At 63.8% G+C, this 7,269-nt stretch carries 10 protein-coding genes; 1 reads left to right on the top strand and 9 read right to left on the bottom strand.

All coding sequences use genetic code 11. The annotated features are described in order from the left end of the window. The coding region (locus RT424_RS23170) for a hypothetical protein (RefSeq protein WP_313443057.1) at positions 1 to 234 on the bottom strand (234 nt) is incomplete at its 3' end. A 206-nt stretch (positions 235 to 440) separates the two neighbouring features. Here RT424_RS23170 and RT424_RS23175 point away from each other — a divergent pair. Then, the gene (locus RT424_RS23175) at positions 441 to 920 is read left to right on the top strand and encodes a MucR family transcriptional regulator (RefSeq protein WP_313443059.1); all 480 of its coding nucleotides are present in this window, start codon (positions 441 to 443) and stop codon (positions 918 to 920) included. Between the two features lie 72 nt (positions 921 to 992). Here the strand turns inward: RT424_RS23175 and RT424_RS23180 are convergent, their stop codons facing one another. The 8 genes from RT424_RS23180 to RT424_RS23215 form a co-directional block, all read right to left on the bottom strand. Further along, positions 993 to 1,286 (bottom strand): hypothetical protein, encoded by a 294-nt coding sequence (locus tag RT424_RS23180; protein ID WP_313443061.1) that lies wholly within the window; start codon positions 1,284 to 1,286, stop codon positions 993 to 995. A 104-nt stretch (positions 1,287 to 1,390) separates the two neighbouring features. Then, on the bottom strand, positions 1,391 to 2,224 hold the full coding sequence (locus tag RT424_RS23185) for a glycosyltransferase family 2 protein (protein ID WP_036529425.1): 834 nt from the start codon (positions 2,222 to 2,224) through the stop codon (positions 1,391 to 1,393). Beyond that, positions 2,224 to 2,805: a class I SAM-dependent DNA methyltransferase gene (locus RT424_RS23190; RefSeq protein WP_036529391.1), complete on the bottom strand. Its 582-nt coding sequence runs from the start codon at positions 2,803 to 2,805 to the stop codon at positions 2,224 to 2,226. Before RT424_RS23190 ends, RT424_RS23185 begins: the two co-directional genes overlap by 1 nt. Further along, the gene (locus RT424_RS23195) at positions 2,802 to 3,470 is read right to left on the bottom strand and encodes a PIG-L deacetylase family protein (RefSeq protein ID WP_313443065.1); all 669 of its coding nucleotides are present in this window, start codon (positions 3,468 to 3,470) and stop codon (positions 2,802 to 2,804) included. Before RT424_RS23195 ends, RT424_RS23190 begins: the two co-directional genes overlap by 4 nt. Continuing rightward, the gene (locus RT424_RS23200) at positions 3,464 to 4,573 is read right to left on the bottom strand and encodes an acyl-CoA dehydrogenase (protein ID WP_313443067.1); all 1,110 of its coding nucleotides are present in this window, start codon (positions 4,571 to 4,573) and stop codon (positions 3,464 to 3,466) included. The genes RT424_RS23195 and RT424_RS23200 overlap by 7 nt, the downstream gene beginning before the upstream one ends. Then, a complete protein-coding gene (locus RT424_RS23205) occupies positions 4,570 to 5,619 on the bottom strand; it encodes a glycosyl transferase (protein WP_036529387.1) in 1,050 nt (349 codons plus the stop codon). Before RT424_RS23205 ends, RT424_RS23200 begins: the two co-directional genes overlap by 4 nt. Continuing rightward, positions 5,616 to 6,536: a glycosyltransferase gene (locus RT424_RS23210; protein WP_036529386.1), complete on the bottom strand. Its 921-nt coding sequence runs from the start codon at positions 6,534 to 6,536 to the stop codon at positions 5,616 to 5,618. Before RT424_RS23210 ends, RT424_RS23205 begins: the two co-directional genes overlap by 4 nt. Further along, on the bottom strand, positions 6,533 to 7,269 hold a 737-nt coding region (locus RT424_RS23215), incomplete at its 5' end, for a glycosyltransferase (RefSeq protein WP_313443071.1). The genes RT424_RS23210 and RT424_RS23215, both read right to left, overlap by 4 nt.

Here is a 7,269-nt window from a genome sequence, read left to right on the forward strand (position 1 = left end):
GCTGCCGCCAAAGGCGCTCGTCATCGCTTCGTTGAGCTGGCGGCGGGTGATGGGCGCCCCCCTGCGCAGCAGGAGAAGCAGGGCCTGGGCAGCAAGGCGGTCGGATGCGCCGGCGGCGGCGAAGAGATCGGACATGAGGGTATGCTCCTGTGAAAGCTGCCCCTTCGGCAGCATCACAATTCCGATCCCCCTTCCCTTTTCCGGGCCGCGCCGCGCCGGGATGGTGATGGTCATCCGGCGCCCTCCGGGACGTCGCTCGGCCTCGCTATGGCCCCCTGTGCGAGACCATTCGCTCTCAGAGCTAGACTGCGCGCCGAACGCGCATTTCCCCTGCATGTTGAACGACGCATGTCGCTCTTGCAGGTAGCGTGATCCGCAATATGAAGGCCGGGCCGGTCGATGGCCGCTGCTGCCTTAGGGCCCTAACAACGGAGAACAGATTGGCCGACGATCTTCTTGTCACACTGACCGCCGATATCGTGTCGGCCCATGTGTCGAACAATTCCGTGTCTCCCTCCGACCTGCCGGTACTCATCGAGGCGGTCTATGGAGCGCTGGATCAGGCCGGGACAACGCCTTCCGTGTCCGAAACTGCCAAGTTGCAACCGGCCGTTCAGATCCGCCGGTCGATCATGCCAGACTATCTGGTGTGTCTGGAAGATGGCAAGAAGCTGACGCTGCTCAAGCGCCATCTGGCGACCCATTATCAGCTGAAGCCCAAAGCCTATCGTGTAAAATGGGGCCTTCCGAAGGACTACCCGATGGTCGCGCCGAACTATCGGGAACGGCGGAGCACATTGGCCAAGGCGTTAGGGCTGGGGAGAAAGGCTGGCGAACAGGCTCCGGCGACGAACGCCACTGGCAAGGGCCGTAAGAAGCTCGGCATCGCGATCCCCAAGCCGATCGACGATCGCCCATAGCCTGCAAGTGCAGGTTTATCGGTCGGCAACGCGACAGGCTAGCACGATCCGATGGCGTTCCGCGAAGATCGCTTATCGCGACCGGCGTAATCTCCTGTCATTTGCCGCCACCTTCTGGCGATAATGCTTCAGGGTGCCGCGTGTTTTGCTCAATGGCGTCGTATCAAGGGCACCGGTCATCATCTTGGTCTGCAGTCCGATCATGGCGCGGACTTTTTCTGAGACCATCAATTCCGCTTCGACGCTTCCATCGTCTTCGCCTGCGGCGATCTTGGCAAGCCTCATCGTCATGACTGTCTCGGCTTCGGCGCCCAGCATCCAGAAATCGAATCCGGCTTTCATCCACGCGGTGTACATGGCGGTCATCGACTGGCTCCTGCCTCATGTGTGGTATCATTGTCGGCTGTCTGCATCTTCCTTCCAGACTGCGCCGTTCGACTGAACATTCTCATCGGCCCGCATCAAGATGCCTATTCAACGCGCAAAGCACAGATTTCGCTTGCAGTAGGCAGGCGCACAAGCTCCAGGGTGCTGCCGCGCCACCGCACAAGTCCAAGCCGTTCGAAATCGCGCAGCCAGCCTTCCATCGGCCATCGTTTCCAGTGTGCGTGAAATGTCTTTGCATTGCGAACAATATCGGACACGTGCTGCACGGGCGGTTCATAGCTTTCATGATATTGGTGGCAGGCGATGGCCTGTCCGACGAACAGCAGCCTGAAGCCGGCAGCGACAGCCCTGAAACCAAAGTCGGTGTCCTCCGCGCCATAGCCCGTGAACGCCTCATCGAAGCCGCCCAACGCCGCAAAGCTTGATCGGCGCAGCGCAAAGGCCAGCGACCAGAACAGCCCGGCATTGCTCTCCTCGCGCACGCCGCGGGCAGGAAATGAGCGCACAGGGTGCGCCCGCCCGCGTTCAAGCAGGTCGCACTCCTGCCAGCTTCCGCGCGCATCGTCGGGGCCAAGATAACGAACATCGGCGCACAGCAGGCTATCGTGCTCGCTGAGGGTATCGGCCAGCAGGCCGACGCACGCGCGCAGAGGAATGCAATCGACATCAAGGAAGATCAGCATCTCATGCCGGGCCAGGGATGCGGCCCGGTTGCGGGCGGCCGCCAGGGGGAGCCCTTGGGTCTCGAACCGATCGATGCGAACGGGAAAGCTTGCTGCGCCGACCTCGACCGGCTCGTCACTCATATCCACGATGATCAGTTCATCGGGTTGTCGATCGCTTCTGCGCAGGCCCTCGACAAGCTGCGCCAGATGCGCGCTGCGGTTACGAACGATGGTAAGGACCGATATGCCCATCAGCGACGCGTCCACAGGTCGAGCCGGTAGGTATCTCGGCGCTCGGCCAGTTCCACATCGAATTTCTGGGCCATGTCGAACCACAAGGTCTCGACCGCCGCATCCCCGCTTTGCGGATAATCGGTTTGCGCGGTGTAATGGACCAGGATGACCCTGCCGCCGGGCACAACATGATCGCGCAGCCATTTGCCAGCACGATCCAGATCGGCCAGATCCCAATAATAGGTCACCTCAGACAGCACCACCAGATCGAAGTCCTTGGCTTCGGGGGCCTCCTGCGGGAACGCCATGTGCGCCAGCCTGACGCCGGGCTGATCGCCCAGGCGCGCCCTCGCCTGCGCCAACGCCTTCGCGCTGATGTCCACGGCAAGAAGGCTGTCGCACAGGGGTGCGAGATAGCCCGTCAGAACGCCATGCGCGCAGCCGATCTCGAGGGCGCGCGCATACCGTCGGTCGGGCAGCACATCATGGGTGTGGGCAAATTTGGCGGCTTCATACGCGCTCGACGCCAGATCCCATGGGTCGTCATCCGATCCGAAAATGTCGTCGAAATATTGTGCGTCCAGGCTCGAGCGGGTCATCGGCAATCCCTTCTCAATGTCAGCACGTCTCGCGCGGCCATGCGGCGCTTTTCGCGCGGAAGCCGAAATCCATCGCCCATCACCGGCGAAATCTGGCTTCGATGGGCGAGCAGGGCCTGACGCCGCTGTCCGACGGGCATGGCCGGCGTGGCGATATGTCGCGCCAGGCGCGGCGCCTCACCCCAGACATGATAGGCAAACAGAGCGACCGGGCGCTTCGCCCTGTGCACAGCGGCCTCGGCCAGTCTGAAGGCCGCGACATGGTCGCAATGCGCCTCGCTATGGTCGGAAACGGCGATCGCATCGATCCGGCGCCAGCGCAGCAGCGCCGCGAGCCGACCGGCCTCCCGCATGAACGGATTGCTGTCAATCGGATGGGGATGCGCGTCGCGCCACCCCATCCAGATCGTCGGGACCGCTTGGGCGCCCAGCCTGCCGAGTGCGTGGCGGGCTTCTTTGCGTCTGGTCACAGCGACGCGCGGCGTAGTTTCGAGATGCGAGCCCGTGCCATCGGTCAGAAATGCGATCATACCGAGCCGGTCTTGCGCGGCGCAATGCGCGATCAGCGCGCCCGCCCCCAATGTCTCGTCGTCGGGGTGGGGAGCTAGGACGAGCCAGCGCGCCGATGCCCATCGGCTTTGTACCAGAGGCTCGCCCTTCACCATAGTCGGTCACTCTCGTCCCAGATGTCGTGATCCAGAAGCATTTGGGCGGCCTCGTCCCGCGCATGATCGGGTCCCGCTTGGCGCAGATAGAGGGAGAGATCGCGAATGATCTTGTCCGCCCGTTCCCCATCGAATGCACTGCGCGTCCCCAATATCCGGGCTGCGGCCTCCATCACGGCAAAGCCTGCATTTTCGACGACCCCGCGGGTCAGGCGCGCAACGGCGACGGCATCGTCATGACCTGACGCAAAGCGCCGTGCTGCTTCATCGACCCAGAAACCTGCGGTGCGCACCGCAACGACCGCATCGGCAAACCGTGCCCGCTGCTGCGGCTCGTTGCAACCCGCATCGCCCATGGTCGATCGGATTTCCGCGACCAGGGCCTCGATGCCACCCAGTTGCGCCGCGCAGAAGCGCCAGGCTCCGGCCGTAAAACGAGGATCACGGTCATAGTCGCCCGGTTGGCCCAGCAGCATGCGCGGTTCGACGGCTATTGCGTCGAGCAGATAGCGACCGCTCACGCTCGCGCGCATCCCCCGGACTCGCCATCCCGACAGGTCCGTTCGGGCCTGCTCGTTGGCGGGGACGATCACCAGGCGCCGGTCGGTGCCTTCGCCGGCGGCAGTGACCAGCGTATAGTCGAGCCCGCCCGCCCCGCTTGCGAACATCTTCTGGCCGACAAGAGACATGGCCGCTCCGCCGACTATCCGTACGCCGGGGGAAGGCTCGGTGGCCCACACCCCGAACCATGCGCCGCGATCCAGAACCTGGGTCAACCAGTCTTGCTGATCGCGCGTCCCGTACCAGTCGAACAGCGACATCGCATTGACATGCCCTTCGTAGAGCCGTCCGATACTAAGGTCGCCCCGTCCCACCTCGCGCAAGGTCTTCGCCATAGCGCATGCGCGCGCCGCTTCATTTTCAAAGCGAACCCCTCCGCATGCTTCGGGGGCGAACCTGCGATGATGACCGCTCTCCACCAGAACCGCTAGGCTATCACACGGGAAATTGGGGGCCGCGTCGTAGCCCGCGCCCAGCGTTGCAAGGCGATCGACGATGTCCGCCGTCGTCTCCATGACCCGCTCGTGTTGGTCCAGGATCATGCGATACCACCTTTATGTTCCATGGCAGCGACAGAAAGGCTGTTCAACCACTCCGCCACCCGTTGCGGCCCGCTCTCCCCGGTCAGGCAAGTGGGCCACTGCTGATTTTGCGCGATCGCCCGATCGATGAGGTCGGACCACTCCCGCGGATGAGGTGGCTCGCGGCACAGGATCGCACCGCCCACGGCAGCCAGGCTGTTGGCCTTGGACATCTGCTCGTCGAAGGGCCGTGGTTCGGGTAGACAGATGTAAGGCCGGCGCGCCGATAGTACGGCGCTGACGACGCCATCGCCGGCGCCGCCGATGACCACCCCGGCAGTCGCAATCTGCGCGTCCGCGTCATCGACCCACCCCCGCAATTCGAGATTATCGGGCATGTCGCAGGGCATGGTGCAGGGCCCTATGACGCGCCATCGCCATGCGGGCGTGGCTCTGGCTGCGGCGGCCCATCGCTCTCCGTCGGAGATGCCGCCCCCGCGGCCCACAACGACCAGCACGGTGCTATCCCCGCCGGGCGCATAGTGTGGATCCGACCGGATGATGCCCGGCGCATGGAAAGTTTTCTCGCGGATCCAGATCGGTATGTCGTCATCGTCCATGGCTTCGTGGAACGGCGCAAGCAGCCCCGTAGCCCCACGAAATGCGTCCAGATGGGCTGGATCCAGCCGTTTCCCGCTCAACCGAACATAAACCGTCGGCACCGAGGCAAGTCGTGCCAGCATCGCCACTTCGGCCGACACATCCACCACCATCAGGCGCGGACGTGCCTCGGCGATCCAGCCTGCCATCCGTCTGATACGCTGACGGATGCCTTCATGATCCAGCGGCGCATAATGCAAGGAGGCCGGACGATCGGCGTGGTCGATACCCGCGAAACTTGCGTCCAGACGATCGTCGGGCAGGTCCAGGAAGGGAAGGTTTCCGGTCCGGCCGGCAAGACCGGTCCCCATCAGCATGACATCGTCGAGCGATTGCCCGATCGCGATCGCGCGCTGGCGATGGCCGTGGCCATGATGATGGATATAATATCCGATCGGGCGGCTCAACCGATGTCTTCCAGGGTGGGCAGCGGCATGTCGCAGGGCATAGGCGCAAGCGCGCGTTCTGCGATCAGGCAATCGGCGGCGCTCATCTCTCCCTTGGCCCATAGCCGCCAGCGGGCGCGCTCCTCCCAGTGCGATAGAGCGGGAACCATGGGATTCTTCTCTTTTGCGACGTAGTCCATCCATTGCTGCATGTCCGCTGCCATGCCGCCACTGGCGCGGCCGGCGGTTCGGGCGGATGCGCGGGTCCATACGGCGTAGGGGTGGATCAGTTTGCCGCCTGCACCACATGCGGCTTCGACCAGGGCGCGATCCTCGCCGGAGGACAGGAGCGGTACGCCGCCGGCTTGGCGATAAAGCTCGACCGATAGGGCAAGGCTTGCCCCTGTATGATCGCCGTGCCGGGGCGGCCTATCCCAGGGGACCGGATCGATGGCGTCCTCGATCGCACGCACCGCCCGCCAATAGGCATCGAACCGGCGGCGTAGCAAGAAAATGCCCGGCGCCGTTTCCGCCTCAAGCTCGTCAAGCTCGATGCGGCCGCCAATGATCCGATCGGCGGAAAAGTGCCTTAAATTGGTCTCCACCCAGTCCAGAGGCGGTCGACAGTCGGCGTCTGTGGAAAGCAGCATGCCTTCGGACGAGATAAGATCAGCGCCCATGTCCATCGCGGCGCGGCGGGCGGATCCGGCATGGGCCCGCGCGGGCTCGAACACGCGCTGGACGATGTGAAGATCGAACGCCGCGTGGGATCGAAGCATGGCGTCTACCGCTGTTGCGTGCGTGGCATCGCTACTATTGTTCACGCAGATAGCGACAGCGAAGGTTTGAACAGTTTGCTGCGCCAAGGCGTCAATCAAGCGGCCGATATGCTCAGCCTCATTTCGGGCCGGTATGCAGACGCAGACAGCGGGGGTCATGCAACGCTGGCAATGAGCGGTGCGGTCTCTGGCTCGGCGGCGAGAGCCGGGAGGGCAACGAGCCTTCGATATACAGCTTCATACTCGTCGACCATGCGCTGCGCGTCGCAATATCGCTCCGCATGTGCCCTGCACGCGCTGCGGCTCAGCCCCGACGCTGCGAGCGCCGCAGAGGCGAGCGACGCGACATCGTCGGGCTTTGCAAGAACGCCGCACTCTTCGGTCAACAGCGCAGGCACGCCGCCGCGCCGGAACGCGGCCACGGGGGTGCCGCAAGCCAACGCCTCCGCCACGACCAGGCCATAAGGCTCTTCCCAGCGCGGCGTGCACAGCGCGGCGATCGCCCCGCCCACGAGTTGGGCGAGTTCGCGATGATAAAGATGGCCGACATATTCGACATTCGCTCCCAGTCGAGGCGCGACGGCCTCGTCGAAATAGCTCTGGTTCGAGATGGGGCCAGCGATACGCAACGGCAGTCCGGCAAGGCGGGCCGCATCGATCGCATAGTCCAGCCCCTTTTCCGGGACGATCCGGCCATACCAGACGAGATAAGGTGTCTCGCTCGCGACCGGTTGATAGGGAAAATGCGTCAGGTCGATGCCGTTGGGAATGATATGATCCGTTTTCGCCACGTGGCTCCACATGTGAGCCGTTGCCTTCGACACAGCGACATAGGTCATCGGCCCGCGGTTGAGCCGTACCCCGCTTTCCAGCCAGCAAAAGGGCGGCGTGT

The sequence above is a fragment of the Novosphingobium sp. genome (assembly GCF_032093395.1).
Taxonomy (GTDB): Bacteria; Pseudomonadota; Alphaproteobacteria; order Sphingomonadales; family Sphingomonadaceae; genus Novosphingobium.